Origin of the sequence: Pseudomonas sp. A-R-19 (assembly GCF_019956575.1) — a bacterium.
In the GTDB taxonomy this organism is placed as follows: domain Bacteria; phylum Pseudomonadota; class Gammaproteobacteria; order Pseudomonadales; family Pseudomonadaceae; genus Aquipseudomonas.
Genome location: NZ_JAHBDR010000037.1, coordinates 1 through 25,147 on the forward strand (window position 1 = coordinate 1; position 25,147 = coordinate 25,147).

Annotated in this window: 27 protein-coding genes; 13 read left to right on the forward strand and 14 right to left on the reverse strand. The window is 59.8% G+C overall.

Going from position 1 to position 25,147, the window contains the following annotated elements; all coding sequences use genetic code 11:
* Window positions 1-148: 148 nt before the first annotated feature.
* Entirely contained in the window at window positions 149-544 is a 396-nt protein-coding gene (gene msrB, locus KGA88_RS05680) for a peptide-methionine (R)-S-oxide reductase MsrB (protein ID WP_110659423.1), read from the reverse strand.
* A gap of 226 nt (window positions 545-770) precedes the next feature.
* Between msrB and KGA88_RS05685 the strand changes: the two genes are divergently transcribed.
* Window positions 771-1,982 carry a pyridoxal phosphate-dependent aminotransferase gene (locus tag KGA88_RS05685; protein WP_007973513.1) on the forward strand — a complete coding sequence of 404 codons (1,212 nt, stop codon included), beginning with the start codon at window positions 771-773 and terminating at the stop codon, window positions 1,980-1,982.
* Between the two features lie 318 nt (window positions 1,983-2,300).
* A complete protein-coding gene (htpX, locus tag KGA88_RS05690) occupies window positions 2,301-3,191 on the forward strand; it encodes a protease HtpX (RefSeq protein ID WP_007973520.1) in 891 nt (296 codons plus the stop codon).
* Between the two features lie 182 nt (window positions 3,192-3,373).
* Here the strand turns inward: htpX and KGA88_RS05695 are convergent, their stop codons facing one another.
* On the reverse strand, window positions 3,374-4,030 hold the full coding sequence (locus KGA88_RS05695; protein WP_110659419.1) for a thiopurine S-methyltransferase: 657 nt from the start codon (window positions 4,028-4,030) through the stop codon (window positions 3,374-3,376).
* 102 nt (window positions 4,031-4,132) lie between these two features.
* Between KGA88_RS05695 and KGA88_RS05700 the strand changes: the two genes are divergently transcribed.
* Window positions 4,133-4,900, forward strand: coding sequence for a DODA-type extradiol aromatic ring-opening family dioxygenase (locus tag KGA88_RS05700; RefSeq protein ID WP_223589519.1), 768 nt, complete (start codon window positions 4,133-4,135; stop codon window positions 4,898-4,900).
* Window positions 4,901-5,097: 197 nt separating this feature from the next.
* Here KGA88_RS05700 and KGA88_RS05705 read toward each other — a convergent pair whose 3' ends face one another.
* Window positions 5,098-6,771 carry a DEAD/DEAH box helicase gene (locus tag KGA88_RS05705; protein WP_034150150.1) on the reverse strand — a complete coding sequence of 558 codons (1,674 nt, stop codon included), beginning with the start codon at window positions 6,769-6,771 and terminating at the stop codon, window positions 5,098-5,100.
* A 422-nt stretch (window positions 6,772-7,193) separates the two neighbouring features.
* Here KGA88_RS05705 and KGA88_RS05710 point away from each other — a divergent pair, with 422 nt between their 5' ends.
* Window positions 7,194-7,985 (forward strand): crotonase/enoyl-CoA hydratase family protein, encoded by a 792-nt coding sequence (locus KGA88_RS05710; RefSeq protein WP_110659417.1) that lies wholly within the window; start codon window positions 7,194-7,196, stop codon window positions 7,983-7,985.
* A gap of 120 nt (window positions 7,986-8,105) precedes the next feature.
* On the opposite strand, the gene KGA88_RS05715 is transcribed toward KGA88_RS05710, so the two are convergent.
* Window positions 8,106-8,861: a spermidine synthase gene (locus KGA88_RS05715; protein WP_223589522.1), complete on the reverse strand. Its 756-nt coding sequence runs from the start codon at window positions 8,859-8,861 to the stop codon at window positions 8,106-8,108.
* A 150-nt stretch (window positions 8,862-9,011) separates the two neighbouring features.
* Between KGA88_RS05715 and KGA88_RS05720 the strand changes: the two genes are divergently transcribed.
* Window positions 9,012-10,358, forward strand: coding sequence for a class II 3-deoxy-7-phosphoheptulonate synthase (locus tag KGA88_RS05720; protein ID WP_223589524.1), 1,347 nt, complete (start codon window positions 9,012-9,014; stop codon window positions 10,356-10,358).
* Window positions 10,359-10,456: 98 nt separating this feature from the next.
* On the opposite strand, the gene KGA88_RS05725 is transcribed toward KGA88_RS05720, so the two are convergent.
* Window positions 10,457-11,686 (reverse strand): winged helix-turn-helix domain-containing protein, encoded by a 1,230-nt coding sequence (locus tag KGA88_RS05725; protein WP_223589526.1) that lies wholly within the window; start codon window positions 11,684-11,686, stop codon window positions 10,457-10,459.
* Between the two features lie 80 nt (window positions 11,687-11,766).
* Window positions 11,767-11,982, reverse strand: a complete 216-nt coding sequence (locus tag KGA88_RS05730; RefSeq protein WP_110659414.1) for a DUF1127 domain-containing protein — start codon at window positions 11,980-11,982, stop codon at window positions 11,767-11,769.
* Between the two features lie 95 nt (window positions 11,983-12,077).
* Here KGA88_RS05730 and KGA88_RS05735 point away from each other — a divergent pair, with 95 nt between their 5' ends.
* On the forward strand, window positions 12,078-12,932 hold the full coding sequence (locus tag KGA88_RS05735; protein ID WP_110659413.1) for a LysR substrate-binding domain-containing protein: 855 nt from the start codon (window positions 12,078-12,080) through the stop codon (window positions 12,930-12,932).
* On the opposite strand, the gene KGA88_RS05740 is transcribed toward KGA88_RS05735, so the two are convergent.
* On the reverse strand, window positions 12,922-13,671 hold the full coding sequence (locus tag KGA88_RS05740) for a sulfite exporter TauE/SafE family protein (RefSeq protein WP_223589529.1): 750 nt from the start codon (window positions 13,669-13,671) through the stop codon (window positions 12,922-12,924). The two genes, KGA88_RS05735 and KGA88_RS05740, sit on opposite strands and share 11 nt — an antisense overlap.
* Before the next feature lie 111 nt (window positions 13,672-13,782).
* Here KGA88_RS05740 and KGA88_RS05745 point away from each other — a divergent pair, with 111 nt between their 5' ends.
* From KGA88_RS05745 to KGA88_RS05760, 4 genes are all read left to right on the forward strand, one after another.
* A complete protein-coding gene (locus tag KGA88_RS05745; protein ID WP_223589533.1) occupies window positions 13,783-14,739 on the forward strand; it encodes a LysR family transcriptional regulator in 957 nt (318 codons plus the stop codon).
* Between the two features lie 67 nt (window positions 14,740-14,806).
* Window positions 14,807-15,268 carry a MarR family winged helix-turn-helix transcriptional regulator gene (locus KGA88_RS05750; RefSeq protein ID WP_223589537.1) on the forward strand — a complete coding sequence of 154 codons (462 nt, stop codon included), beginning with the start codon at window positions 14,807-14,809 and terminating at the stop codon, window positions 15,266-15,268.
* Window positions 15,269-16,273: 1,005 nt separating this feature from the next.
* On the forward strand, window positions 16,274-16,693 hold the full coding sequence (locus KGA88_RS05755; protein ID WP_223589539.1) for an organic hydroperoxide resistance protein: 420 nt from the start codon (window positions 16,274-16,276) through the stop codon (window positions 16,691-16,693).
* Window positions 16,694-16,727: 34 nt separating this feature from the next.
* Window positions 16,728-17,744 carry an alpha/beta hydrolase gene (locus KGA88_RS05760; protein WP_110659436.1) on the forward strand — a complete coding sequence of 339 codons (1,017 nt, stop codon included), beginning with the start codon at window positions 16,728-16,730 and terminating at the stop codon, window positions 17,742-17,744.
* Between the two features lie 173 nt (window positions 17,745-17,917).
* Here the strand turns inward: KGA88_RS05760 and KGA88_RS05765 are convergent, their stop codons facing one another.
* Together KGA88_RS05765 and earP are read right to left on the reverse strand one after the other, a co-directional pair.
* Window positions 17,918-18,487 carry an elongation factor P gene (locus KGA88_RS05765; protein ID WP_007943632.1) on the reverse strand — a complete coding sequence of 190 codons (570 nt, stop codon included), beginning with the start codon at window positions 18,485-18,487 and terminating at the stop codon, window positions 17,918-17,920.
* Window positions 18,488-18,535: 48 nt separating this feature from the next.
* A complete protein-coding gene (gene earP / locus KGA88_RS05770) occupies window positions 18,536-19,678 on the reverse strand; it encodes an elongation factor P maturation arginine rhamnosyltransferase EarP (protein ID WP_110659438.1) in 1,143 nt (380 codons plus the stop codon).
* Window positions 19,679-19,802: 124 nt separating this feature from the next.
* On the opposite strand from earP, the gene KGA88_RS05775 reads away from it, so the two are divergent.
* Window positions 19,803-20,213, forward strand: a complete 411-nt coding sequence (locus KGA88_RS05775; protein ID WP_223589542.1) for a hypothetical protein — start codon at window positions 19,803-19,805, stop codon at window positions 20,211-20,213.
* A 2-nt stretch (window positions 20,214-20,215) separates the two neighbouring features.
* Window positions 20,216-20,698 (forward strand): transcription elongation factor GreAB, encoded by a 483-nt coding sequence (locus KGA88_RS05780; protein WP_223589545.1) that lies wholly within the window; start codon window positions 20,216-20,218, stop codon window positions 20,696-20,698.
* 16 nt (window positions 20,699-20,714) lie between these two features.
* Here KGA88_RS05780 and cysB read toward each other — a convergent pair whose 3' ends face one another.
* The 5 genes from cysB to KGA88_RS05805 form a co-directional block, all read right to left on the reverse strand.
* On the reverse strand, window positions 20,715-21,689 hold the full coding sequence (gene cysB / locus KGA88_RS05785; RefSeq protein WP_015094029.1) for an HTH-type transcriptional regulator CysB: 975 nt from the start codon (window positions 21,687-21,689) through the stop codon (window positions 20,715-20,717).
* 113 nt (window positions 21,690-21,802) lie between these two features.
* Entirely contained in the window at window positions 21,803-22,306 is a 504-nt protein-coding gene (locus tag KGA88_RS05790; RefSeq protein WP_110659441.1) for a universal stress protein, read from the reverse strand.
* A gap of 95 nt (window positions 22,307-22,401) precedes the next feature.
* Complete coding sequence (locus KGA88_RS05795) at window positions 22,402-23,307, reverse strand: 5'-nucleotidase (protein ID WP_110659447.1); 906 nt, start codon at window positions 23,305-23,307, stop codon at window positions 22,402-22,404.
* Window positions 23,308-23,332: 25 nt separating this feature from the next.
* Window positions 23,333-24,286 carry a putative 2-dehydropantoate 2-reductase gene (locus tag KGA88_RS05800; protein ID WP_110659442.1) on the reverse strand — a complete coding sequence of 318 codons (954 nt, stop codon included), beginning with the start codon at window positions 24,284-24,286 and terminating at the stop codon, window positions 23,333-23,335.
* Complete coding sequence (locus KGA88_RS05805; protein WP_223589548.1) at window positions 24,283-24,669, reverse strand: thioredoxin family protein; 387 nt, start codon at window positions 24,667-24,669, stop codon at window positions 24,283-24,285. Before KGA88_RS05805 ends, KGA88_RS05800 begins: the two co-directional genes overlap by 4 nt.
* Here KGA88_RS05805 and KGA88_RS05810 point away from each other — a divergent pair.
* On the forward strand, window positions 24,668-25,111 hold the full coding sequence (locus tag KGA88_RS05810) for a PilZ domain-containing protein (protein WP_110659444.1): 444 nt from the start codon (window positions 24,668-24,670) through the stop codon (window positions 25,109-25,111). The genes KGA88_RS05805 and KGA88_RS05810 overlap by 2 nt on opposite strands.
* Window positions 25,112-25,147 lie beyond the last annotated feature (36 nt).

The following is a 25,147-nucleotide window of genomic DNA, read 5'->3' on the forward strand; positions in this document are numbered from 1 at the left end:
CGGAAGAAGACACGGATTGATCAAACGAACTATGATTTTTCATGGACTCGCCCTCGCTGTCGTTGGCTGTTTAGACTGCCACCGTGGCGCATTGACGCCTCGGCTTGGGCGAGTCCATCCAATTACAGGGGAATTGCGGGGCGTCGGATTATTCGCGTGGAACGAGGTCCAGACACACCGAATTGATGCAATACCGCAGGCCAGTCGGCGGCGGACCATCAGGGAATACGTGCCCCAGGTGCGCATCGCATTTGGCGCAGACCACTTCGGTGCGGATCATGCCGTGGCTGACATCCCGGATTTCGGTCATGGCGTTGTCGCCGATCGGCGCATAGAAGCTCGGCCAGCCGCAACCGGAGTCGAACTTGGTCGTTGAGTCGAACAGCGGCTCGTTACAGCAGATGCAGTGGTAGATACCGTCGGTCTTGGTGGCGTTGTACTTGCCGGAAAACGGTCGTTCGGTGCCCTTGAGACGACACACGTTGTACTGCTCTGGATCGAGCATCGCCTTCCATTCTTCCAGGGTTTTTTCCAACTTTTCCATCATCACACCTCAGCGGCTGAAAAAGCCCGATCTGTACCTTTTCCACGGATCGGGCGGCACGTATGATTGCGCCTCGTCAAACGCCAGTCTGGCAGCCAGACCACGCGCATTCAAACGGAAATATGGGTGCTGCATCTCAAGGCGTCAGGCCTGTGTGAATACGCAGGATTCCCAGTACGGTTGTCCAAACGCCGACTGGATCGTTCATTTTCGGGAACACATCGCCATGCAGGTCAGCAAATCGAACAAGCTCGCCAACGTCTGCTACGACATTCGCGGCCCGGTGCTCAAGCACGCCAAGCGCCTGGAAGAGGAAGGCCATCGCATCCTCAAGCTGAACATCGGCAACCCGGCGCCTTTTGGTTTCGAAGCACCGGATGAAATCCTCCAGGACGTGATCCGCAACCTGCCGACCGCCCAGGGCTATAGCGACTCCAAGGGCCTGTTCAGCGCGCGCAAGGCCGTGATGCAGTACTACCAGCAAAAGCAGGTAGAAGGTGTCGGCATTGAAGACATCTACCTGGGTAACGGCGTTTCCGAACTGATCGTGATGTCGATGCAAGCCCTGCTCAACAATGGCGACGAAGTGCTCGTGCCTGCGCCTGACTACCCGCTGTGGACGGCAGCCGTGAGCCTGTCCGGCGGCAACCCGGTGCATTACCTGTGTGACGAGCAAGCCAACTGGTGGCCGGACCTGGCCGACATCAAGGCCAAGATCACCCCGAACACCAAGGCCCTGGTAATCATCAACCCGAACAACCCGACCGGCGCGGTGTATTCGAAGGAAGTGCTGCTGGGCATGCTGGAACTGGCCCGCCAACACAATCTGGTGGTGTTCTCCGACGAGATCTACGACAAGATCCTCTACGACGATGCCGTGCACATCTGCACCGCCTCCCTGGCGCCAGACCTGCTCTGCCTGACCTTCAACGGCCTGTCCAAGTCCTATCGCGTGGCCGGCTTCCGTTCCGGCTGGATCGCCATTTCCGGTCCGAAGCACCATGCCCAGAGCTACATCGAAGGCATCGACATGCTGGCCAACATGCGCCTGTGCGCCAACGTGCCGAGCCAGCACGCGATCCAGACCGCCCTGGGCGGCTATCAGAGCATCAATGACCTGGTGCTGCCGCAGGGCCGCCTGCTGGAGCAACGCAACCGCACCTGGGAATTGCTCAACGACATTCCGGGCGTGAGCTGCGTCAAGCCGATGGGCGCGCTGTATGCATTCCCGCGGATCGACCCCAAGGTCTGCCCGATCCACAACGACGAAAAGTTCGTCCTCGACCTGCTGCTCTCTGAAAAGCTGCTGGTGGTTCAAGGCACCGCTTTCAACTGGCCATGGCCGGACCACTTCCGCGTCGTGACCTTGCCACGCGTCGATGACCTGGAGATGGCCATCGGACGCATCGGCGGCTTCCTCAAGTCCTACCGCCAGTAAGCGGCCCGTCACCGTGCGACGCTGCTGCAGCGTCGCACGGTGATTCATTCAGCAACATATGCATGCGCGCCACCGGTGGCAACCGCTTCGCGCCCTGCCGGATGACGCCCTGCCTGCTCGCGCCTAACAAAGGCGGGGGCCTTCGACATGATTTGACTGACAAACACTTCCCGCACTCGCGTCGGAAATGCCCTGCAAGCAGCTAGACTGTTGCCGTAGGACACAGTTTGAAATAGTCACCCGGTTGAATACCCCGGTGCAGCACCTTATATACCCCGCAGTAAGCTACATCTTTAGCATGAGGAGATTTCTACAACCATGATGCGCATCCTGCTGTTCTTGGCCACTAACCTGGCGGTCGTGCTGATTGCCAGCATCACCCTGAGCCTTTTCGGCTTCAACGGGTTCATGGCGGCCAATGGGGTTGACCTCAACCTCAATCAGCTGCTGATTTTCTGTGCGGTCTTTGGTTTCGCCGGTTCGCTGTTCTCGCTGTTCATCTCCAAGTGGATGGCGAAGATGAGCACCAGCACCCAGATCATCACCCAGCCACGCACCCGTCACGAGCAATGGCTGCTGCAAACCGTCGAGCAACTGTCCCGCGAAGCCGGGATCAAGATGCCCGAAGTCGGTATCTTCCCGGCCTACGAGGCGAACGCCTTCGCCACCGGCTGGAACAAGAACGACGCGCTAGTCGCCGTGAGCCAGGGTCTGCTCGAACGTTTCTCGCCGGATGAAGTCAAAGCCGTCCTGGCCCACGAAATCGGCCACGTGGCCAATGGCGACATGGTTACCCTGGCACTGATCCAGGGCGTGGTGAACACCTTCGTGATGTTCTTCGCCCGGATCATCGGCAATTTCGTCGACAAGGTGATCTTCAAGAACGAAGAAGGCCAAGGCATTGCCTACTACGTGGCGACCATTTTCGCCGAACTGGTTCTGGGCATCCTGGCCAGCGCCATCGTCATGTGGTTCTCGCGCAAGCGCGAATTCCGTGCCGACGAAGCCGGTGCAAACCTGGCCGGCACCGCCGCGATGATTGGCGCCCTGCAACGCCTGCGGGCGGAACAAGGCCTGCCGGTGCACATGCCCGACACCCTGAACGCCTTCGGCATCAACGGTGGCATCAAGCAAGGGTTCGCTCGCATGTTCATGAGCCACCCGCCGCTGGAAGAGCGTATCGACGCTCTGGCTCGTCGTCGTGGCTAACAGGCTCCACAGCAAATCAAAAGGCCCGCAGTGATGCGGGCCTTTTTTTGTCTGCTGGAATGTTTCGGTGTTTTTTAGGACCTCTTCGCGAGCAAGCCCGCTCCCACAAGGGTCCTGCGTCGCTCACAAATCCCCTGTGGGAGCGGGCTTGCTCGCGAAGGGGCCAGTGCAGCTAATCGATCCTACCGACTGGAAACCCGATACACCCGCTCCTCAAGCCGTGTCACACCCGCCTCCAGAAACTTCCCGCTCTCGCTCAACACATCCTGATCTTCCAGGATCTTCAGCGCCCATGAGTCACTGAACAATCGCCGTACCTCATCATCGAGTACAGCAAACGGCGGGCCGGGCATTTGCGCCTGGTCATAGTCCAGGGTAATCACCAGGCCAAGGGCTTCCTTCGGCAGTATCCGCTTCAAATGGGCGGCATAGCGCTCTCGCATTTCCGCCGGCAACGCGATCAACGCCGCGCGATCATAAAGCGCGGAGCAATCGGCAACATCGCCTGCCGTCAGCTCGAAGAAGTCGCCGCACCACAGCTCAATGGAACCTGCCCGATAAACCTTGAACGGCCCCTGTTCGCTGACGGCCGGATCAAAGCCGTGTTCGCTGAAAAACTCCTCGACGGCTTTTTCCGACAGTTCAACTCCCAAGACCTCATGGCCTTGATGGGCGAGCCATAGCAAGTCCAGGCTTTTTCCACATAGCGGCACCAACACGCGTGCGCCTTCTTCAAGGCTTAACGCTGGCCAGAACCGCTTCAGATAAGGGTTCACTTGCGGCAGGTGAAAGCCGATCTGATTCGACGCCCACTTCTTGTGCCAAAACTCCGGCTGCATAAATAACCCCGAAAATTCGATCAAAACACCCTAAAACTTATATTAGATTTAGATTAATGATCTGACTGAAGATGTTGCATCTTAACCCTCAGGAGCTCATTCATGTTCCCCAGCCTGTACATATCCCACGGCTCCCCCATGCTCGCCCTGGAACCCGGCGCCAGCGGCCCCGCACTCGCCCGCCTGGCCGCCGAGATACCGAAGCCCAAGGCCATCGTGATTGTGTCTGCGCACTGGGAGAGCAATGAGCTGCTGGTCAGCGCAAATCCACAACCGGAAACCTGGCACGATTTCGGTGGTTTCCCCAAAGCCCTGTTCGAGGTCCAGTACCCCGCTTCCGGCGACCCACGACTCGCGGCAGAGGTTTGCCAGTTATTGAAAGCTGATGGCCTTCCTGCCCGTGTCGACAGCAATCGACCTTTCGACCATGGCGTCTGGGTACCCTTGTCGTTGATGTATCCGCAAGCGGATATCCCGATTGTGCAGGTATCTCTGCCCACCCGTGGCGGCCCCGCCCTACAGACCCGCGTCGGCCACGCGCTGGCCAGCCTGCGCGAGCATGGCGTCCTGCTGATCGGCTCCGGCAGCATCACTCACAACCTGCGCGAACTCGACTGGCATGCCGGCCCCGAGAGCGTTGAGCCCTGGGCCCTGGCGTTTCGCAACTGGATGATCGAAAAACTCGCAGCAAATGACGAAGCCGCCCTGCACGACTATCGCGCGCAGGCGCCAAACGCTGTACGCAGTCATCCGAGTGATGAGCACTTGTTGCCGCTGTACTTTGCCCGCGCTGCCGGGGGGCAATTCAGTGTTGCCCACCAAGGGTTCACCATGGGCGCACTGGGCATGGACATTTACCGCTTCGGCTGACAGGCAGACCGCGTCGCGGCCTTCGCGAGCAAGCCCACGGGGGATCGCGGTCAAATGTGGGAGCGGCGGTGCGACAATTCGACTTGCTCGCGAAGAGCGGTGCCACACATCAACCGCCGACCACAAAGCAGCAGGCAAAAAAAATCCCCGAACCAGTCGGGGATTTTTTATGTTCGATCAATCAGCCCGAGAGCGGATCAATCTTCGCGGTAGCGACGCAGCTTCAACTGCTTGCCGGCAACGCGAGTGTCCTTCAGCTTGGTCAGCAACTTCTCAAGACCATCTTCCGGCAGCTCGACGAGGCTGAAGCTGTCACGCACCTGGATGCGACCGATGGCTTCACGCGCCAGACCACCTTCGTTGAGGATGGCGCCCAGCAGGTTCTTGGCAGCGATACCATCACGCGCGCCCAGCGCGGTACGGCAACGTGCGCGGCCTTCGCCCAGTGGCATCGGAGCACGACGCTCACGGTCGCCACGCTCAGGACGATCACCGGAACGCTCCGGACGATCGCCACGCGGTGCGTTGTTAGGCACCAGCGGACGTTCTTTCTCGATAGCGGCCAGGTTCAGCGCTTGACCGTTGGTAGCCTTGCGCAGCAGGGCTGCAGCCAGGGCACGCGGGCTGCAACCGATGTCGGCGGTCAGGCGATCGAGCAGATCACCGTGAGTCGATTCGGCCTCGGCCACCAGTGGCGACAGGCTGTTGGTCAGTTTCTTGATGCGCGCATCCAGAACGGCTTGAGCGTCTGGCAGGCGAACTTCAGCAACCTTCTGACCGGTTACACGCTCGATCACTTGCAGCATGCGGCGCTCACGCGGAGTCACCAGCAGCAGTGCACGACCTTCGCGACCGGCACGGCCGGTACGGCCGATACGGTGAACGTAGGACTCTGGATCGTACGGCATGTCAACGTTGAACACGTGAGTGATGCGCGGAACGTCCAGGCCACGAGCGGCAACGTCGGTCGCCACAACGATGTCCAGACGGCCATCCTTGAGGGAGTCGATCACGCGCTCACGCTGGTTCTGGGCGATGTCACCGTTCAGCGCGGCGGCTTTGTAGCCTTTGGCTTCCAGGGCACTGGCCAGATCCAGGGTCGCTTGCTTGGTGCGTACGAACATGATCAGGGCGTCGAAATCTTCCACTTCCAGCAAGCTGAGAACGGCCGAAGTCTTCTGGTCAGCGTGAACCAACAGGTGAGCCTGTTCGATCGCGGTAACGGTCTGGGTCTTGGTCTGGATCTTCACGTGTTGCGGATCGCGCAGGTGGCGTTCGGCAATGGCACGGATCGACTGCGGCAAGGTGGCCGAGAACAATACGGTCTGACGGGTTGCAGGCAGAGCCTTGAAGATAACTTCCAGGTCGTCCATGAAGCCCAGCTTGAGCATTTCGTCAGCTTCGTCGAGAACCAGGTGGTTCACAGTCGCCAGTACTTTTTCGTCGCGACGCAGGTGGTCGCACAGACGGCCCGGAGTGGCGACAACGATCTGTGCGCCATTACGGATTGCTTTCAGCTGTGGGCCCATCGGCGCGCCGCCGTAGACAGCCACAACAGTTACGCCAGGCATTTGCTTGGCATAGGTTTCGAAAGCGGTTGCAACTTGTAGCGCCAACTCACGAGTTGGGGCCAGGATCAGGGCTTGCGGTTCGCGCTTTGCAGGATCGATGCGATGCAGGATCGGCAGGGCGAACGCAGCGGTTTTACCCGTACCGGTTTGCGCCTGACCAATCATGTCGTGACCGGCCATGATGATCGGGATCGATTGCTGCTGAATAGCCGATGGCTCTTCGTAGCCAGTCGCGGTGACGGCTGCAAGAATATTCGGATTAAGATTAAAAGCGGCGAAGCCGCCGGTTTCCTGGGTCATGGGTCTGCCTCTAAGTGCATCCGCAAAGACCCATGCTCCAAAGCTGCGCGTGCCGTGTTGAGACTCAAGAGTCGCCCTGGCAGCTTTGTCGGCGGGGATTTGCGAAAACGAATGAATGAAAAGAATCGTCAAGGAAGAGTCCGCTGGGCGGACGTGCAGCCGAAGCTGGCTTCGGGGAATTGCGCTACCTAAACGCGGCCCGGTTAAAGGCCGGCGCGCACTATACCGGAATTCGCTAAAAAAGGGAGCTTTTTTTATCGAAAATCCACCGGGCACGCCGTTGTGTCACATGCTTTGCGAATAATCGATCAGCCGTCTATTTTTCAAAGGCCCGGCCTTGCGGGTGATGGCGCTAAAACGGTTCACCTTTTGCCGTGCAGACCGCCGGTCTGGCACGCCTTTCCCACCCCGAGGATCGCCCCATGAATCAGCCCTGCTCCAGTCGAGTCAGCCGCGAACGGCATGGCCATGTGTTCATGATTGGTCTGGATCGGGTGGCCAAGCGCAATGCCTTCGATCTCGACCTGCTCAACGCCTTGAGTCTGGCCTATGGCGAATTCGAGGCCGATAGCGAGGCGCGCGTGGCGGTGGTGTTCGCTCATGGCGAGCACTTCACCGCCGGACTCGATCTGGTCAATGCCAGCGTCACCCTGGCAGATGGCTGGCAGGTTCCACCCGGCGGCTGTGATCCGTGGGGAGTGTTCGCAGGTCCCAGGGTCAACAAACCGGTGATCGTCGCCGCCCAAGGCTATTGCCTGACCATCGGCATCGAATTGATGCTGGCCGCCGATATCAACCTGTGCGCCAGCAACACCCGGTTCGCGCAGATGGAAGTGCAACGCGGGATCTTCCCGTTCGGTGGTGCGACACTGCGCCTGCATCAGGTTTCCGGTTGGGGCAATGCCATGCGCTGGTTGTTGACCGGCGATGAGTTCGACGCCCGCGACGCCTTGCACCTGGGCCTGGTGCAGGAGGTCATGGCCAGTGAAGACTTGCTGCCCAGGGCGATCGAGCTGGCCGAGCGGATCGCCCGCCAGGCGCCGCTGGGTGTGCAGGCGACGCTGATGTCCGCGCGACAGGCCCGCTATGAAGGGGAAATAGCTGCAGCACAGGCGTTGCCGGCGCTGGTCAAGAAGTTGATGGCCAGCGAGGACGTCAAGGAAGGTGTGCGGTCGATGGTGGAGCGGCGGCCCGGGGTTTTCAAAGGGATTTAACCCTGTATTGCCAGTTAGAAAGCCATCGCGAGCAAGCTCGCTCCTACAGTGGGTCTTCGGTGTCCACAAGACCCTGTGGGAGCGGGCTTGCTCGCGAAGAGGCCAGCAGCATCAGCGCATTCATGTCGCCGGGCGAATGCACTTGATCAACGAATCCAGCGAGTACCCCAACCGCGGTGCCAACGCTTCGGCGCGGGCGATCAGGCCGTCCAGGTCCAGTTCCTGATCCAGTTCCGACGGCACGATCAGAATCACATTGCCCTCCTTCACCGGCAACTCCCAGTAATGTCGGTGATACAAACCGCGCAACAAGGCGGCGCCCAGGGGTTTTCCATCGTCGGTTGCCCACTGATTGATGACCAGCCAGCCACCCGGATTCAATCGTTTCTGGCAGTTTTCCAGAAAGCTCCAGGCCAGATGCCCGACACCCGGTCCGACATCGGTATAAAGGTCGACGAAAATCAGGTCGGCCGATTCGGCGGTGTCCAGCAATTCCAGCGCATCGCCAACGCGGATGTACAGGCGCGGATCGTCATCCAGCCCCAGGTACTCGATGGCCAGGCGCGGTACATCCGGGCGCAGTTCGATGGCTTCGACATCTTCCAGCGGCAGGAACTTGAGGCACGCCTGGGTCAGCGTCCCGGCGCCGAGGCCGAGAAACAGCGCGCTTTCCGGTTGCTCGTGGCTCAGCGCGCCGATCAGCATCGCCCGGGTATAGTCGTACTCGAGCCAGCTCGGATCGGCCGTGAACACGCAGCTTTGCTCGATGGCATCACCGAATTCGAGAAAACGGTAATCAGCCACTTCCAGCACACGAATCACACCGAACTCGTCCTGCACCTCGGCGAGCAGATGCTCGACGCGCTCCTCAGTCATTTCATCTCCTGATCGTCACCGGGGCCGGCAACGCAATAACACCGCGTGTAGAGAGCGGCAAAGGCGAGATTGTCGACGAAGCGACGGGAACAGGTCACGCACTAATTTGCTGATAACATGGACGTCCAAGCGAAAACACTAGAGACCGTGATGAGCCAACCCTGGAGCCCTGACAGCTGGCGCGCCCTGCCGATCCAGCAACAACCCCAATACCCCGACGCCGCGCATTTGCAGCAGGTCGAGCAAACCCTGGCCAGCTATCCGCCACTGGTGTTTGCCGGTGAAGCCCGGGAATTGCGCCGTCAGTTTGCCGAGGTGACCCAGGGCCGCGCGTTTCTGCTGCAGGGTGGCGACTGTGCCGAAAGCTTCGCCGAATTCTCCGCTGCGAAAATCCGCGACACTTTCAAGGTGTTGTTGCAGATGGCGATCGTCATGACTTTCGCCGCAGGCTGCCCAGTGGTCAAGGTCGGGCGCATGGCCGGGCAGTTCGCCAAGCCGCGCTCGGCCAACGACGAAACCATTGATGGCGTGACCCTGCCCGCCTACCGTGGCGACATCGTCAACGGCATCGGCTTCGACGAAAAAAGCCGCGTGCCGGACCCGGAGCGCCTGTTGCAGTCCTATCACCAGTCCACCGCCACCCTGAACCTGTTGCGCGCATTCGCCCAGGGCGGTTTTGCCGACCTGCATCAGGTGCACAAGTGGAACCTGGACTTCATCGCCAACTCGGCGCTGGCGGAAAAATACAGCCACCTGGCCGACCGCATCGACGAAACCCTGGCGTTCATGCGCGCTTGTGGCATGGACACTTCGCCACAACTGCGCGAGACCAGCTTCTTCACCGCCCACGAAGCACTGCTGCTGAACTACGAAGAAGCGTTCGTGCGTCGCGACAGCCTGACCAATGATTACTACGACTGCTCGGCCCACATGCTGTGGATCGGTGACCGCACCCGCCAGCTCGACGGCGCCCACGTCGAATTCCTGCGTGGGGTGAACAACCCGATAGGGGTCAAGGTCGGCCCGAGCATGAACCCGGACGACCTGATTCGCCTGATCGACGTGCTCAACCCGGACAACGACCCGGGTCGCCTGAACCTGATCGCACGGATGGGCGCGAACAAGGTCGGCGATCATTTGCCGCAACTGATCCGTGCCGTCCAGTGCGAAGGCAAGCAAGTGCTGTGGAGTTCCGACCCGATGCACGGCAACACCATCAAGGCCAGCAGCGGCTACAAGACCCGCGACTTCGCGCAGATTCTTGGCGAGGTGAAGCAGTTCTTCCAGGTGCACGAAGCCGAAGGCAGTTATGCCGGTGGCATTCACATCGAAATGACCGGGCAGAACGTGACCGAGTGCATCGGTGGTGCGCGACCGATTACCGAGGACGGCTTGTCGGATCGTTATCACACCCATTGCGACCCGCGAATGAATGCCGATCAGTCGCTGGAGCTGGCGTTTTTGATTGCTGAAACCCTGAAGCAGGTTCGGCGCTAGATAGCGTCGCGCCCTTCGCGAGCAAGCCCGCTCCCACATTGGATTTGTGAACGACACAGACCCCATGTGGGAGCGGGCTTGCTCGCGAAGAGGCCAGGTCAAACACCGCCAATTTGTGAGAATGCCACCCGCAAACGCGCCGCACTCGCCCGCGGGCAATTCAGTTGAACCTGCGCCAACCCCAGCCAATCCGCCATCTGCCGCAGATTGACCGCCAACGCCAGCATCCCCTCGTCATCCAGCCCCGCCTCTTCTTCATGCACCGCGTGCACCGCCAACCGCCCCGCCGCCCGCTCGGCGCGCAAATCGACGCGCGCGGCAATCCGTTCGTTGTGCAAAAACGGCAGGACGTAATAGCCGTACACCCGTTTATCCTGGGGTGTGTAGATCTCCAGCCGGTAGCGGAAATCAAACAACCGCTCAGTCCGGCTGCGTTCCCAGATCAGCGAATCGAAGGGCGAGAGCAAGGCACTGGCCGCGACTTTGCGCGGCACTTTTACTTCGGGCAGGCAATAGGCCGGCTGTCGCCAGCCCTGGACTTCGCAGGTCAGCAATTCACCGGCTTCGACCAACTCGGCCAAACGTGGACGACTGTCCGCAGGGTTCAAGCGGAAATAGTCACGCAAGTCCTTCTCCGTACCGACACCCAAGGCCGTTGCCGCATGCCGCAACAGGCCGCGCTGGGCATCGTCTTCACTCAGGACGGGCTGCGCAAGAATCGCCGAGGGAATCACCCGTTCCGGCAAATCGTAGAGCCTTTCAAATCCGCGCCGTCCGGCGACGGTTACTTCACCGGCAGCGAACAACCACTCCAGCGCATGCTTTTCCGCGCTCCAGTCCCACCAGGGCCCAGCCCGTTCCTGACGGGTCGACAAGCTCCCGGCGCCAAGCGCGCCTTGCTTCTCAACCGAAGCCAGCACCCGACGGATCGTGTCTTGCTGTTCACGCCCAAAACGCGCCAATTGCTGATAGATGTCTTCGCCACGACTCGCACGCTGCATGCGCCAACGCATCAACGGGTACATGGAAAGGGGCAGCAACGAGGCTTCATGGCCCCAATACTCGAATAGTGTTCGGCGGCGGCCCTGACTCCAGGCAGCCTGGTCGAGCAAATCGAAAGAGTAGTTACCGAGGCGGGAAAACAGCGGAAGGTAGTGCGAACGTACCAATGCATTGACCGAATCGATCTGCAAAATGCCCAGCCGTTCGATCAGTCGGTTGAGCGCAACAGCCTTGATAGACGCTGGCGGCTGCCGCCCGTTGAACCCTTGGGCGGCCAGCGCCAGACGCCGAGCCTGTTTGAGGGTAAAGGACAATGTTGCGGGCATGGGCATCTCCTTGTCTGCTCGCAACCTACCTCACCGGTAAGGGGTTTGTGTAGCGTGGCATTCATCATTTATTGATCGGATCATTTATGCATCGGGTCGCTCCAGAACGGTTTGATCGACTCGTTCTCCACATCCGCACGACTCATGCCGATGTCCTTGAGTGCTTCGTCGCTCAAGCTCGCCAGCAGTTCACGCTCGCGATGCAGTTCGTACCAGCGGCCGACCTTGTGCAGCAGATCGGAGATCAGGTGGACCGAGTGTTTTTCCGCACCTTGAAACTCATGTTGACCTTTCATCTTGTTGCCCTCCGTTTGGATGGCTTCAGTCTCGCCCCGGGTCTAAGATCAATCCAACGAATGTTTCTGATGTCACATATCTCGGAGATTGATGGATGTCAGCCTACCCGAGCATCGATACCGAAGTGCTGCGCACCTTCGTCGCCATCGCCGACCAAGGCGGCTTTACCCGTGCGGGTGAATTGGTCAACCGCACCCAGTCAGCCGTCAGCATGCAGATGAAACGACTGGAAGAAGACGTGTTGCAGCGTCAGTTGTTCCAGCGTGACGGACGGCAGGTGCGATTGACGGCCGAAGGCCAGGTATTGCTGGGTTATGCGCGGCGGATCCTCAAGCTGCACAGCGAGGTTTTCAATACCCTGCGTGAGCCCGACATGGTCGGCACGGTGCGCATCGGCACCCCGGACGATTATGTGATGCGATTCCTCCCGGGGATTCTGCGGCGGTTTGCCCAGTCCTACCCGTTGATCCAGATCGAAGTGCACTGCGAATCATCAAAACAACTGCTGATGCGCCAGGACCTGGACCTGTCCATCGTGACCCGCGAACCGGGCAGCGAAATCGGCCAGTTGCTGCGCAAGGAGCGTTTTGTCTGGGCCGAGGCGCAATGCTATAGCGCCCACGAGCAGACGCCGCTGCCGCTGGCGATGTTCAACAGTGACTGCTTCTGCCGCCAGTGGGCCTGCAATGCCCTGGATGCCCGGGGGCGCGATTACCGGGTGGCGTATAACAGCGACAGCCTGTCGGCGATCATGGCGGTAGTCAGCGCCGGGCTGGCGGTCACCGCGCAGCTTGAAAGCCTGATCACCGCGGACATGCGCATCCTCGGCGAGGCCGAAGATCTGCCGCTACTGCCCGAGGCCAGCATCATGCTCGTGCGTAATCTGCATAACCCGTCGCCGATCACCGAGTGCCTGGCCGAACACATCATCGACGGCTTCAAACTTTGAAGGTGAGCATCACCGCACAAAACACCAGGAATCCGCAAAACAGCCCGCGCAGCAGTCGCTCTGGCAGTGCGTGGGCAACCTTCACGCCCCAACTGATGCTCATCAGCCCACCGATCGCCAAGGGTAGGCCGATCACCCAGTCGACCTGATGGTGCACAGCATAAGTCACCAGCGTCACCCCTGTGCTCGGCAAGGCCAGCGCCAACGACAACCCCTGCGCAACCACCTGGCTGGTGCCGAACAGACTGGTCAACACCGGTGTCGCCACCACCGCGCCCCCCACGCCGAACAACCCGCCCATTGTGCCTGATGCCGCACCGAGCACGCCCAGCCAGGGCCATGAGTAGTTCATCTGCGAAGCCGCCGGGGCGCTGGCGGCGAACATGCGAACGAGGTTGTACGCCGACAGTGCGATGAGAAACGCGACAAAGCCTATGCGCATGGTTTGCGCATCGATGCCCACCGCCCAGATCGATCCGAGCCAGGCGAAGCAGAACCCCATACTGGCCAGCGGTAAGGCGTGGCGCAGTTCGATCCGGTTGCGCTGATGGTAGCGCCACAGCGCCAGCATCACGTTCGGCACTACCATCACCAACGCCGTGCCTTGGGCAATTTGCTGATCTAGCCCGAACAGCACGCCCAACAGCGGAATGGCAATCAGGCCGCCGCCGATGCCAAACAATCCGCCAAGCGTGCCCAAGGCAGCGCCGAACACCAGGTACATCAAGAACTCAATCACAGCATTTTCCCCGTTACCGTCAGGACTTTGATCCTACGCAGTTGCTGCTGGCGCGGAAACGCACAGCAACGCACAATGGCTTTGCCAAACTCGCACAAGCACAAACCTGCCATGAACCCCAATCAACTGACCGACCAACTGGTTTTGTTCCTCGACGTGCTGGAAACCGGCAGTTTTTCTGCCGCCTCGCGCCGTCATCCGCTGACCCCTTCGGCCGTGGCTCGGCGGATCGACAACCTGGAAAACGCGGTCGGCAGTCAGTTGTTCATCCGCAGCACCCATGCGGTACGCGCCACCCCGGCGGGATTGGCCTTTGCCGAACGAGCACGGCGGATCGTCGCCGAGTTGCGCCTGGCCCGGGCCGAGGCGGTGTCTTTGAGTAGCGCGCCGGAAGGTCTGATCCGTATCGATGCGCCGGCAGCCTTTGGGCGCCGGCACCTGGCACCGGTGATTGCCGATTTCCTCATGCTCTATCCGGGGCTCGATGTGCAACTGCACCTGATCGACAGCTTCGTCGACATGCAGGGCCTGAACCTCGGCAAGGTCGATCTGGTGCTGCGCGCCGGACAATTGGCCGACACCCGACTGGTGGCCACGCCACTGGCGAGCATGGTCCGTATCGCCTGCGCCAGCCCTGATTATTTGCGGCGTCGCGGCGTGCCGACGGAGCCGTCACAACTGATTGAACACGACGGACTCGACTGGGATGGCCTGGCGCCGCCCTTCGCCTGGCGTTTCGAACGGGACGGGCAAATGCAGTTGCACCGGCCGGCGCGGGTCCGCATGAGCGCCAACAATGCCGAGGCCCTGGTCTGCGGCGCAGTGGCCGGGCTGGGTATCGCGCACCTGCCGACTTGGCTGGCCAGCGAGTACCTGTTGCGCGGTGAATTGCTGCCACTGTTCTGCGACAGCGGCCTGCCGAAACCGGAAAGCGCCGGTATCTATGCCTTGCGCCTGGAACAGCAACCCAACTCCCGCAGTCGTTTACTGCTGGAGTACCTGAAAACCCGCTTCAGCCCGGTGCCGCCCTGGGATCTGCTGCTGCAAACCCATTTGCAACGGCATTGATCAAAATTATCTGGCGCATTAAAGATTCGCCCGCTAGATTTCAGAGATCACAGATAAAGGCTTCGACATGACCACCGAGCGCAACTCCCCGGACAACTGCGACAACCTGCTGCTGGATAATCAGGCCTGCTTCGCCCTGCATTCCACTTCGCTGATGATGACCAAGGTCTACAAGCCCTTGCTGCAAGCGCTGGGCCTGACCTACCCGCAATACCTGGCGATGATGGTGTTGTGGGAACGGGACGGTTTGACCGTAGGCGAAATCAGCACGCGATTGCTGACCGATCCTGGCTCGTTGACGCCGCTGCTCAAGCGCCTGGAAGCCGAAGGCCTGCTCAGCCGTACCCGCAGCCGCGAAGATGAACGGGTGGTGATCGTCGAACTCACCGAACAGGGCCGGGCATTGCGCGACAAGGCCCGGGATGTGCCCCAGTGCATCCTCGGCGCCAGCGGGATGACCGTGGAGCGCCTGCAAAAACTGCAAGCAGAGCTGCAAGAGCTGCGTCGTCACCTGCAAGACAGCCTGTAATTTCAAGACCACCACAAAACCCTTGTGGGAGAAACTGTCTTCACCATCACACTCCGCCATCGCTGGCAAGCCAGCTCCTACAGGGGATTGCCGCCAGGCACAAATCCGGGAGCACCCAATAATCCTGTGGGAGCGGGCTTGCTCGCGAAGAGGCCGGCATAGCTAACATTTACTTCGCCTGACACTCCGCCATCGCTGGCAAGCCAGCTCCTACAGGGGATTGCCGCCAGGCACAAATCCGGGAGCACCCAATAATCCTGTGGGAGCGGGCTTGCTCGCGAATAGGCCGGCACAGCCAACATTTACTTCGCCTGACACTCCACCATCGCTGGCAAGCCAGCTCCTACAGGGGATTGCCGCCAGGCACAAATCCGGGAGCACCCAATAATCCTGTGGGAGCGGGCTTGCTCGCGAAGAGGCCGGCACAGCCAACATTTACTTCGCCTGACACTCAGCCATCGCTGGCAAGCCAGCTCCTACAGGGGATTGCCGCCAGGCACAAATCCGGGAGCACCCAATAATCCTGTGGGAGCGGGCTTGCTCGCGAAGAGGCCGGCACAGCCAACATTTACTTCGCCTGACACTCAGCCATCGCTGGCAAGCCAGCTCCTACAGGGGATTGCCGCCAGGCACAAATCCGGGAGCACCCAATAATCCTGTGGGAGCGGGCTTGCTCGCGAAGAGGCCGGCACAGCCAACATTTACTTCGCCTGACACTCAGCCATCGCTGGCAAGCCAGCTCCTACAGGGGATTGCCGCCAGGCACAAATCCCGCTCCCACATTTGTTTTGGGTCGCGCTAAAGAACCCGATTCTCCCCTTCCTGAAAATTCGCCTGTAAAACCTCACCCCCTCAGCCAATTCTGTTCAACCGTTCGTCCGTTCGTGTAAATTCATTTCATTTTTATATTGCGCGCAAAATATTAGCGCGATACATTCACCTCGCACTTACTTAGCGCGCAAACATTTAGCGCAAAACAACCCAATCCTGAACGAGGCTTTCACCATGCAAACTCTCTACACCGCAATCGCAACTTCCACCGGTGGCCGTGACGGTCGTGCGGTTTCCAGCGACAACATCCTCGACGTCAAGCTCGCCACCCCGAAAGAACTCGGCGGTGCCGGCGGCGCAGCCACCAACCCTGAGCAACTGTTCGCCGCCGGTTACTCCGCCTGCTTTATCGGCGCCCTGAAATTCGTGGCCAGCCAGACCAAGCGCAGCATCCCCAATGACGCATCGATCACCGCCCACGTCGGCATTGGCCAGATCCCTGGCGGCTTCGGCCTGGATATCGACCTGCACGTCAGCCTGCCGGGTCTTGAACAAGCCGATGCACAAGCACTGGTCGATGCGGCCCACCAGGTCTGCCCGTACTCCAACGCCACCCGTGGCAACGTCGATGTGCGTCTGCACGTAACCGTCTAAGCGCTGACTACCCAGGCCCGAACAGGAAACGAACATGAACACCTTCAGCAAAGTCTTGACCGGTACCCTTCTCGCCTTGTCCATCAGCAACGCGATTGCAGGAAACGGCGTTGAACACAACACCCAGGCATTCCTCGACGCGCTGAACGCCGGCACCGGCAAGCCGATGGAACAAATGACGCCCGCCGAAGCCCGCGCCGTTCTGGTAGGCGCGCAGGCTGGGGTGAAGCTGACGCTGCCAAAAGCCGATGTCAGCCAGAAGACCATCCAAGTGGATGGCCAGCCGATCAGCTTGACCATCGTCCGGCCGGCCGGGGCCAAGGGCGAGCTGCCGGTGTTCATGTTCTTCCATGGTGGTGGTTGGGTTCTGGGGGACTTCCCGACCCACGAACGACTGGTTCGAGACCTGGTGACGGGTTCGGGTGCAGCGGCCGTGTTCGTGAACTACACGCCGTCGCCGGAAGCGCATTACCCAGTAGCGATCAACCAGGCTTACGCCGCGACCCGATGGGTGGCCGAGCACGGTAAAGAGATCAACGTCGATGGCAAGCGCCTCGCGGTAGCCGGCAACAGTGTCGGCGGCAACATGGCGGCAGTGGTAGCGCTGATGGCCAAGGACAAGGGCACGCCCGCCATCAAGTTCCAGGTGCTGTTGTGGCCGGTGACTGATGCCAACTTTGAAACCGCGTCCTACAACCAGTTCGCCGAAGGGCACTTCCTCAGCAAAAACATGATGAAGTGGTTCTGGGACAACTACACCACTGACGCCAATCAGCGCAACGAGATCTACGCCTCGCCCCTGCGTGCGACCACCGCCCAGTTGAAAGGATTGCCTCCAGCGCTGGTGCAGACCGCCGGTGCCGACGTGTTGCGCGACGAAGGCGAGGCCTACGCCCGCAAACTCGACGAAGCCGGTGTGCCGGTGACCTCGGTTCGCTACAACGGCATGATCCACGACTACGGTTTGCTCAACGTGGTGAGCCAGGTGCCAGCGGTGCGTTCGGCGATGTTGCAGGCATCTGAAGAGCTGAAACAACACCTGAAGAAATAACGCGGATCAACAGGTGTGGCTTGCTCGCGAAAGCGGTGTGTCAGTCGACATAAATATCGAATATGAAGACGCCTTCGCGAGCAAGCCCGCTCCCACAGGGGGTCAACGTAGAATCCGACAGGCACAAAAAAGCCCGACTCAATGGTCGGGCTTTTTCATTACTCAAGCAGTGCTTATTTAGCACGGCCTTTGTAGGAACCGCCTTCGCGGGTATCGATCTCGATCATGTCGCCGATTTCGATGAAGTCAGCAACCGACAGCTCGGTACCGTTCTTCAGTTTGGCAGGCTTCATTACCTTGCCGGAAGTGTCGCCGCGAGCGGAACCTTCGGTGTAGTCAACCTGACGCACGATGGTGGTCGGCAGCTCTACGGAAACCAGACGCTCTTCGAAGAAGATCGCTTCGCAAACATCGGTCATGCCTTCTTCAACGAAAGGCAGAACGGCTTCGATGTCTTCAGCGTTCAGCTCGTACATGGTGTAGTCGGTGGTGTCCATGAACGTGTAGGTGTCGCCGCTGATGAAGGACAGGGTCGCTTCTTTGCGGTCGAGGATTACGTCGTCCAGTTTGTCGTCGGCGCTGTAAACGATCTCGGTCTTGTAACCGGTCAGCAGGTTCTTCAGCTTGGTCTTCATGATCGCGCTGTTACGACCGGACTTGGTGAATTCAGCTTTCTGAACCAGCCAAGGATCGTTTTCGAGACGAATCACGGTCCCGGGTTTCAGTTCTTTACCAGTTTTCATTGCGAATATCCGAATTTGGATGGGATTTACAAAAATCTAGGCCGCGTATCATATCCAATTTCCATAAAACTGTACCAGCGCTGTGGCAAGATCGGCCTGCAAGGCCTGTTCCAGACACCACGCTTCGGCGTGTTTTTCCAGCTCTGGCCAGTATTTACGGGTGAGTTGCCAGTGGTCGGGCATTTTTTCGCCAGCGTTCCACGCCCGCCAAAGACCGCTGATCGCCTCCCGCGCAGGCGCAGATAACCCCTTTACATAGAGTTCGAGGAAAGCTTCGAGCTTGTCCAGGTGGATGTCTTCTTCCTGCTGGTAGATGTGCCAGAGAAATGGCCGGCCCGCCCACTGCGCGCGCACGAAGGAGTCTTCGCCGCGCACGGCATTGAAATCGCAGGACCACAGCAACAAATCGTATTGATCCTGGCGGACGAACGGCAGCACTTGCACGGTCAGGGCTCCCCGCACATGCACCGCGCCAGCCGCCAGCCCCTGCACACCGAGCCAACGTTCGACATCGCCCAGAATCCGCCCTTCCGGCACCAGCAGATGAGTGGCGGTCGAATCGCCGGCCATCGCATCGAGCCAACTGGCCAGTCCAGTGTTTTCATAGGCAAACAATGAGATCAAGTGAGCGCCGGGTGCCCGATCAATCCCTAGACCCTGCAGGAATTCTCCTTGGGCTTGCGGGTCTTGCTGAAACTGCCGACGACGGTCAAGCAACCCGCGCTCACGCAACAACCCGCCTGTGCCCTTTTGGAACCCCGGGAAGAAAAAGAACTTCTGCACGTTTTTGTATTTCACCGAGGGCAAACCGTGACAGCCGATCACCCAGTCCTCGGCGCTCAAGTAATCCAGGTTCATCCACAGCGGTGGCTTCTCCCGCTCGGCCATGGCGTCCATATAGGCGCTCGGCAGTTGGCAGGCAAAAGCGGCGATCACCACATCGGCGGCTTGCGTCGGCTGCCACTCGGCTGGCCATTGACGCACGTCGACGTCTTGCTGGCATTGCTGCGCAGCGTGGATGTCAATTTGTGGACAGATACGCTCGAACGCTCGCAGATCATCGACCCAGAGACGCACCGCCAGCCCATGCTCGGCCACCAGTTGCCGGGCCAGTCGCCACGTCACGCCGATGTCGCCGAAGTTGTCGACCACGGTGCAAAAAATATCCCAGCGGGGTTTCATTTCAGGCATTACAGGCTCCCGTTGGCAAAGGCGCCGATTGTCCGCATAAATTACCCCGTGCAGAAGAGCCGACGGCGATTATTCTTCATGCGACAATCACCACTCGCCAGTGACCTTTCGCCAGGAGGCAAGCATGCCCCACCGTCCCACGCCGCGCCGATCCTTTCCAATCAGCCTCAACGCCCTGCAACTGACCGGCAGCATCGCCCTCGGCATGTGGCTCGGATTCATTGCCATCGTGCTGACTTGCTGGCTCGCATCGCGCCTGCTTTTCAACGAACAGATGGCCCCTGTGGCGGCGGCTGTGGAGCAACTGGCCAAACCACCCGTAACGACCCAACCGGTGCCGGATATTCCGCCACAGAGCCCGTTGTTCGAGCAGTATGAAGAAAACCTGCGCAAGAACGAGCAGCAGCAACGACTCGATCAGGCGCGTGGCAACAGTCGTAACCTGTCCAACCCGAACTGTCAGTTCTGGTTGCAACAGGACCGCACTGCACCGAGCGAAAAAAGCCGTGCCAACGTCCTGCAATTCTGCGATTGATCATGAATAAGCACAGCGTCCACCAACTGATTCTCGAAAAGCTCCGGATCGATCTCGACATCGCCGAACGGGCCGCGCAAACCGCATACGAAACGGCGACCCACGAAGAAAACATCGCCGAGAACAAGTACGACACCCTGGGGTTGGAGGCCTCGTATCTCGCGGCCGGACAAGCCAGGCGGGTCGAAGAAATTCGCCAGTCATTGGCCCTTTGCCAGAACCTGGCCCTGCGCCCGTATGACGATCAGCGGGGCATCGAAGTGGGCGCATTGCTCGGGCTCGAGGACGAAAAGGGCCGCGAACAATGGCTGTTTCTCGCCCCCGATGCGGCCGGGTTGAAGGTCGATCTGGTGGGGCAACTGATTACCGTCATTACCCCGCGCTCACCGCTGGGCAAAAGCCTGCTGGGCAAGTTCGAGGGCGATGAGGTGGAGATTCTGGTGGCGGGCGCTCGGCAACAGTTCGCTGTCACCGAGGTGATTTGAGCGGCAGGAAACGCTATCAGTGAACGGGCAGTTCGACGCCTTCGAACAGTTCTTCCAGTTCCTGCTTGTTGTGGCATTGAATGGCCTTGGCCATGACTTCGCGGGTCAGGTGTGGCGCGAACTTCTCGATGAAGTCGCACATGAAACCACGCAGGAAGGTGCCGCGACGGAAGCCGATCTTAGTCACGCTGGACTCGAACAACTCACTGGCATCGAGCACCACCAGGTCACTGTCGAGCTTGGTATCTACGGCCATTTTCGCCACGATGCCCACGCCCAGCCCCAGGCGAACATAGGTCTTGATCACGTCGGCGTCGGCAGCGGTAAACACCACTTTTGGCGTCAGGCCACGATGGCTGAAGGCTTCGTCGAGTTTCGAACGGCCGGTAAAACCGAACACGTACGTCACGATCGGGTATTCGGCCAGCGCTTCGAGGGTCAGTTTCGACAGTTTGGTCAGCGGGTGGCCCTGGGGCACGACCACGCAGCGGTTCCAGCGGTAGCACGGCATCATCACCAGATCGCCGAACAGCTCGAGCGCTTCGGTGGCAATGGCGAAATCCACGGTGCCATCAGCGGCCATTTCGGCGATTTGCATCGGCGAACCCTGGTGCATGTGCAGGGCAACATCCGGGTATTGCTTGATGAAATTGCTGATCACCGGCGGCAACGCATAACGCGCCTGGGTGTGAGTGGTGGCAATCGACAGGGTGCCTTTCTTCTCGTTGGAGAATTCCTGGGCGATCTGCTTGATGCTTTCAACCTTGCGCAGAATCTCGCCAGCGGTGGTGATGATGCGCTCGCCGGCCGGGGTAACGCGGGTCAGGTGCTTGCCGCTGCGGGCGAAAACCTCGACGCCCAGTTCATCCTCCAGCAGGCGAATCTGTTTACTAATGCCCGGTTGAGAGGTGTAAAGACTTTGGGCTGTAGCGGAAACGTTGAGGTCGTGGTGCGCCACTTCCCAGATGTAGCGCAATTGTTGAAGCTTCATATGAATCCCTCAAAGCAGGTAGACGCCACGGGCATCAGCGACGATATATAACTATATTAATGGCACGAAGAATAAATCTAGAACTTTTTTATCAGATTGCCACTATTCGTGTTCTAGCGATCCCCTTGGCGACGACGTTGCACCAGCGGCACCAGGTAGACCGGCACCTTGGACAGTTGCAACACACGGGCGGCGGTTCGGCCCAGAGGCGTTTCCGCACCAGCACCATGGCTGTGACTACCTACGATCAATAAATCCACGGAGAGTTTCTGCGCCTGATCCAGAATCACCTGCGACGGATCCCCCTGCAGCACCCGCACCGCCTGAATCCGCTCGAGGTCGTGCTCGCCCTCTTCCCCCAACTCTTCACGAAAACTGTCGAGCACCCGCTGCTCGATACTGGCAATCACTGTGCTCAGGCCCTGGCTGTGAAACTCGTTCAGAGCCTGTTCATCGAGATAACTTTGCAGCACCGATTCGGCAAACAAGCCCATGGGTTCAACCGCATGCACGACATACAAATTGGCATTGAAGGTCCGGGCCAGTTCCAGGGCATGCTGCATCACCACGGGCGCGTACAGGCCAAGGTCAGTGGCGTACAGCATCGAACGAATCATATGACCTCCTCGACTGCCAACATGGCGGAGATTTGATTCAGCTTAGCAGTGCCTTGGCGACTGCGACGTCCTGCGCAACACATTGAACGGCGGGCTTAAACCTTTTGCTCGTTGCTTATGCCATGGGGTACATGACCGGTGGCTACGACTTCTCGGGCCAATTCGCAGTGGCCGGCCTGATCGTCGAAAAACACATCGGCCGCGAAGGCTTCGAGAAAGGCCGACTTGGTCAGGCCGCCGAGGAACAGCGACTCGTCGAGACGGATGTCCCATTCGCGCAATGTGCGAATGACCCGCTCATGGGCGGGCGCCGATCGCGCCGTGACCAGCGCGGTACGGATCGGACAGGCGTCCTCCGGGAACTCACGCTGCAACAGGTTGAGGGCCGCGAGAAAGCCCTTGAACGGCCCACCGCGCAACGGCTCGCGGGCAGCCTCACGCTCACTGGCCTGGAACGCTTCCAGGCCGCCGGCCTGATAAATGCGCTCCGACTCATCGGAAAACAGCACCGCGTCTCCGTCGAAGGCAATGCGCAATTCGTCGCTGGCGGCACGGCTGGCACCGCCCGACAGAATGGTCGCCGCGGCAAACCCGGCGTCCAGTGCATTGCGTACGTCTTCGGCGTGGGTCGAGAGAAACAGGTCACAGCCAAAGGCCTTGAGGTAGGGATACGGACTGCGCCCGCCGACAAACGCCGCACGGGAAATCGCCAGCCCGTAGTGGTCAATCGAGTTGAACACCCGCAACCCGGTGTCGGCGCTGTTGCGCGACACCAGAATCACCTCGACCCGGGCGCGGCCGAGGCTATTGTTGAGGTTCAGGAGTTTCTGCACCAACGGGAAGGCATCGCCGGGCTCGAGAATTTCGTCTTCGTGTTCGATCTGATACTGCCGGTAGGCTTCGACGCCACTCGACAGATAGACCTTGTGGCTTTCGCTCAGGTCGAACAGCGCCCGCGAAGAAATCGCCAGCACCAGCTTGTCGTCGATTGCCTTTGGCATGCCCTTCCCCCTCAGGTCGGTGAACTCAGGTATTGCGTCGATCAATGAAACTCAAGCTGCGATACAAGGCCTCGATGCGCGGCATTTCACATCCCGCGGCCTTGGCTGCCGCCAGTGGCCGGGCGTAGATGGCGGCCAGTTCCAGCGGCCGCTTGTGCAAGAAGTCGTGATACATGCTTGGCCAGTAGTCGGGCATTTTTTCGGTCACCATGAACAAGTGCTCGGCATACCCCGTCGGTACGTCGTGCCCGCAGGCAATTGCGCCTTGCACCACTTCAGCCATCAGCGCCTTGATCAGCTCGCGACTGTCGGCATCGGCCATCAACGGCGTGGTGCTCGCCCCCAGCAAAACCGAGAGACCGTTGTAAGGAATATTCCAGACCAGTTTTTGCCAGCGCGCCTGATGCAAATTCGCCATCGCCTGGGAATCGAGGCCGGCGCTGCGAAACAGACCGACACCCTCCTCGACGATCGCAGTGCGTGTCGGCCCTTCGGCGGGACCGCTGTGATATCCAACGTGCACCGCGCCCAGCGCCTGATGGGTGATGACGCCCGGCGCCTCGCGATGGACGCAGATGTAGCAGAGCCCACCGAGCACATGCAGTGAATCGGGGAGCAACTCACGCAGGCTGTCTTCGACGTCCAGGCCATTTTGCAACAGCAGCACTTTGGCGTTCGGTGCCGCCGCTTGCAGGATCGCGGGCGCAAGGCCTGCGTTGCTGGTGGTTTTCGCGCCCACCAGCAGCCAGTCGCAGGGCGGCATGTCTTCAGCGTTCGAGTAAGCCTGCACCGGGTTCAGCTTCAGCGCTCCATGGGGCGCGCTATCGACTTGCAACCCGTGCTCGGCCACCGCGGAAAACTCGCTGCGCAGTAGAAAATGCACATCAAAACCGGCACGCGCCAACATCACCCCGTAGAAACCGCCGATTGCGCCGGTCCCGATAATGCCGATCGTCGGCCTGGCAACTGTCCCCATCATGGCAACTCCTCTGCTGTTCGACCCAGCGCCTGGCGCACCGCCCGATTGAGTACGGTGTCGGTCAGGCGCGATTTCAGTGCTCCGAAGAATTCGCCGTCGCGAACGACAAACAGCGCCGGCAAGTGAAAGACCTGATAACGCTCGACCACCCCGCCGTTGTTGCCGGCATCGATCCAGCACAGGCGATCGACTGCCAGGTCGAGTGTCGGCAATTGCTCCCGGGCAAAACGGCAACTGGCGCAGCCGACACTGGTAAAAATAACCAGCGATACGCCGCTCATCGCCAGCAGCCGTTGGTCGGCGTCAAAATCGGTCAGTTCCAATTCGACCACTATACTGGGGGAAACAATGTCAGATGGCCGACACATGGAGTCTGTGTTCATGGGACGTTTTATTCCTCACCCTGACGATGTTCCCGTCGAATTAACGTTGCTGAAACCTGATTGTATTTCGCGACGACAGCTGCACACTATCAGCCTCGGGGGCATGGCTTGCAATTATCACCGCGCGTGGCGTCACGGCACGGCGCTCGAGGTACGCATGCCGACCGTGAACCCGGACATGCGCTACCTGGGCTATGTCGCCTGGTGCCTGCGGCGCAAACGCGGATATCTGGTGGGCATCGCCTTCGTCGACGAACAAACGCTGTTCAGCGCCCGGATGGGTGAGCAGGTGTGCCAGATCGAACGCTACTGCCGCCTGCATGACGCCCACGAAGATTTGCAGGGTATTCAGGCCCTGGCCCTCGAATGGGTCCAGGAACATGCCGACGAGTTCTCTCACGAATCAGTGCGCAAGGCTTTTGCGCAGCCTGTGCCGGAATAGGAGCGTTCTTGATCAGTTTGCCCCCCGCGGCAGGGA

Coding starts and splice junctions, on each gene's coding strand:
- msrB (WP_110659423.1), bottom strand. CDS start 544: ATGGAAAAGTTGGAAAAAACCCTGGAAGAATGGAAGGCGATGCTCGAT.
- KGA88_RS05685 (WP_007973513.1), top strand. CDS start 771: ATGCAGGTCAGCAAATCGAACAAGCTCGCCAACGTCTGCTACGACATT.
- htpX (WP_007973520.1), top strand. CDS start 2,301: ATGATGCGCATCCTGCTGTTCTTGGCCACTAACCTGGCGGTCGTGCTG.
- KGA88_RS05695 (WP_110659419.1), bottom strand. CDS start 4,030: ATGCAGCCGGAGTTTTGGCACAAGAAGTGGGCGTCGAATCAGATCGGC.
- KGA88_RS05700 (WP_223589519.1), top strand. CDS start 4,133: ATGTTCCCCAGCCTGTACATATCCCACGGCTCCCCCATGCTCGCCCTG.
- KGA88_RS05705 (WP_034150150.1), bottom strand. CDS start 6,771: ATGACCCAGGAAACCGGCGGCTTCGCCGCTTTTAATCTTAATCCGAAT.
- KGA88_RS05710 (WP_110659417.1), top strand. CDS start 7,194: ATGAATCAGCCCTGCTCCAGTCGAGTCAGCCGCGAACGGCATGGCCAT.
- KGA88_RS05715 (WP_223589522.1), bottom strand. CDS start 8,861: ATGACTGAGGAGCGCGTCGAGCATCTGCTCGCCGAGGTGCAGGACGAG.
- KGA88_RS05720 (WP_223589524.1), top strand. CDS start 9,012: ATGAGCCAACCCTGGAGCCCTGACAGCTGGCGCGCCCTGCCGATCCAG.
- KGA88_RS05725 (WP_223589526.1), bottom strand. CDS start 11,686: ATGCCCGCAACATTGTCCTTTACCCTCAAACAGGCTCGGCGTCTGGCG.
- KGA88_RS05730 (WP_110659414.1), bottom strand. CDS start 11,982: ATGAAAGGTCAACATGAGTTTCAAGGTGCGGAAAAACACTCGGTCCAC.
- KGA88_RS05735 (WP_110659413.1), top strand. CDS start 12,078: ATGTCAGCCTACCCGAGCATCGATACCGAAGTGCTGCGCACCTTCGTC.
- KGA88_RS05745 (WP_223589533.1), top strand. CDS start 13,783: ATGAACCCCAATCAACTGACCGACCAACTGGTTTTGTTCCTCGACGTG.
- KGA88_RS05750 (WP_223589537.1), top strand. CDS start 14,807: ATGACCACCGAGCGCAACTCCCCGGACAACTGCGACAACCTGCTGCTG.
- KGA88_RS05755 (WP_223589539.1), top strand. CDS start 16,274: ATGCAAACTCTCTACACCGCAATCGCAACTTCCACCGGTGGCCGTGAC.
- KGA88_RS05760 (WP_110659436.1), top strand. CDS start 16,728: ATGAACACCTTCAGCAAAGTCTTGACCGGTACCCTTCTCGCCTTGTCC.
- KGA88_RS05765 (WP_007943632.1), bottom strand. CDS start 18,487: ATGAAAACTGGTAAAGAACTGAAACCCGGGACCGTGATTCGTCTCGAA.
- earP (WP_110659438.1), bottom strand. CDS start 19,678: ATGCCTGAAATGAAACCCCGCTGGGATATTTTTTGCACCGTGGTCGAC.
- KGA88_RS05775 (WP_223589542.1), top strand. CDS start 19,803: ATGCCCCACCGTCCCACGCCGCGCCGATCCTTTCCAATCAGCCTCAAC.
- KGA88_RS05780 (WP_223589545.1), top strand. CDS start 20,216: ATGAATAAGCACAGCGTCCACCAACTGATTCTCGAAAAGCTCCGGATC.
- cysB (WP_015094029.1), bottom strand. CDS start 21,689: ATGAAGCTTCAACAATTGCGCTACATCTGGGAAGTGGCGCACCACGAC.
- KGA88_RS05790 (WP_110659441.1), bottom strand. CDS start 22,306: ATGATTCGTTCGATGCTGTACGCCACTGACCTTGGCCTGTACGCGCCC.
- KGA88_RS05795 (WP_110659447.1), bottom strand. CDS start 23,307: ATGCCAAAGGCAATCGACGACAAGCTGGTGCTGGCGATTTCTTCGCGG.
- KGA88_RS05800 (WP_110659442.1), bottom strand. CDS start 24,286: ATGATGGGGACAGTTGCCAGGCCGACGATCGGCATTATCGGGACCGGC.
- KGA88_RS05810 (WP_110659444.1), top strand. CDS start 24,668: ATGGGACGTTTTATTCCTCACCCTGACGATGTTCCCGTCGAATTAACG.
- KGA88_RS05805 (WP_223589548.1), bottom strand. CDS start 24,669: ATGAACACAGACTCCATGTGTCGGCCATCTGACATTGTTTCCCCCAGT.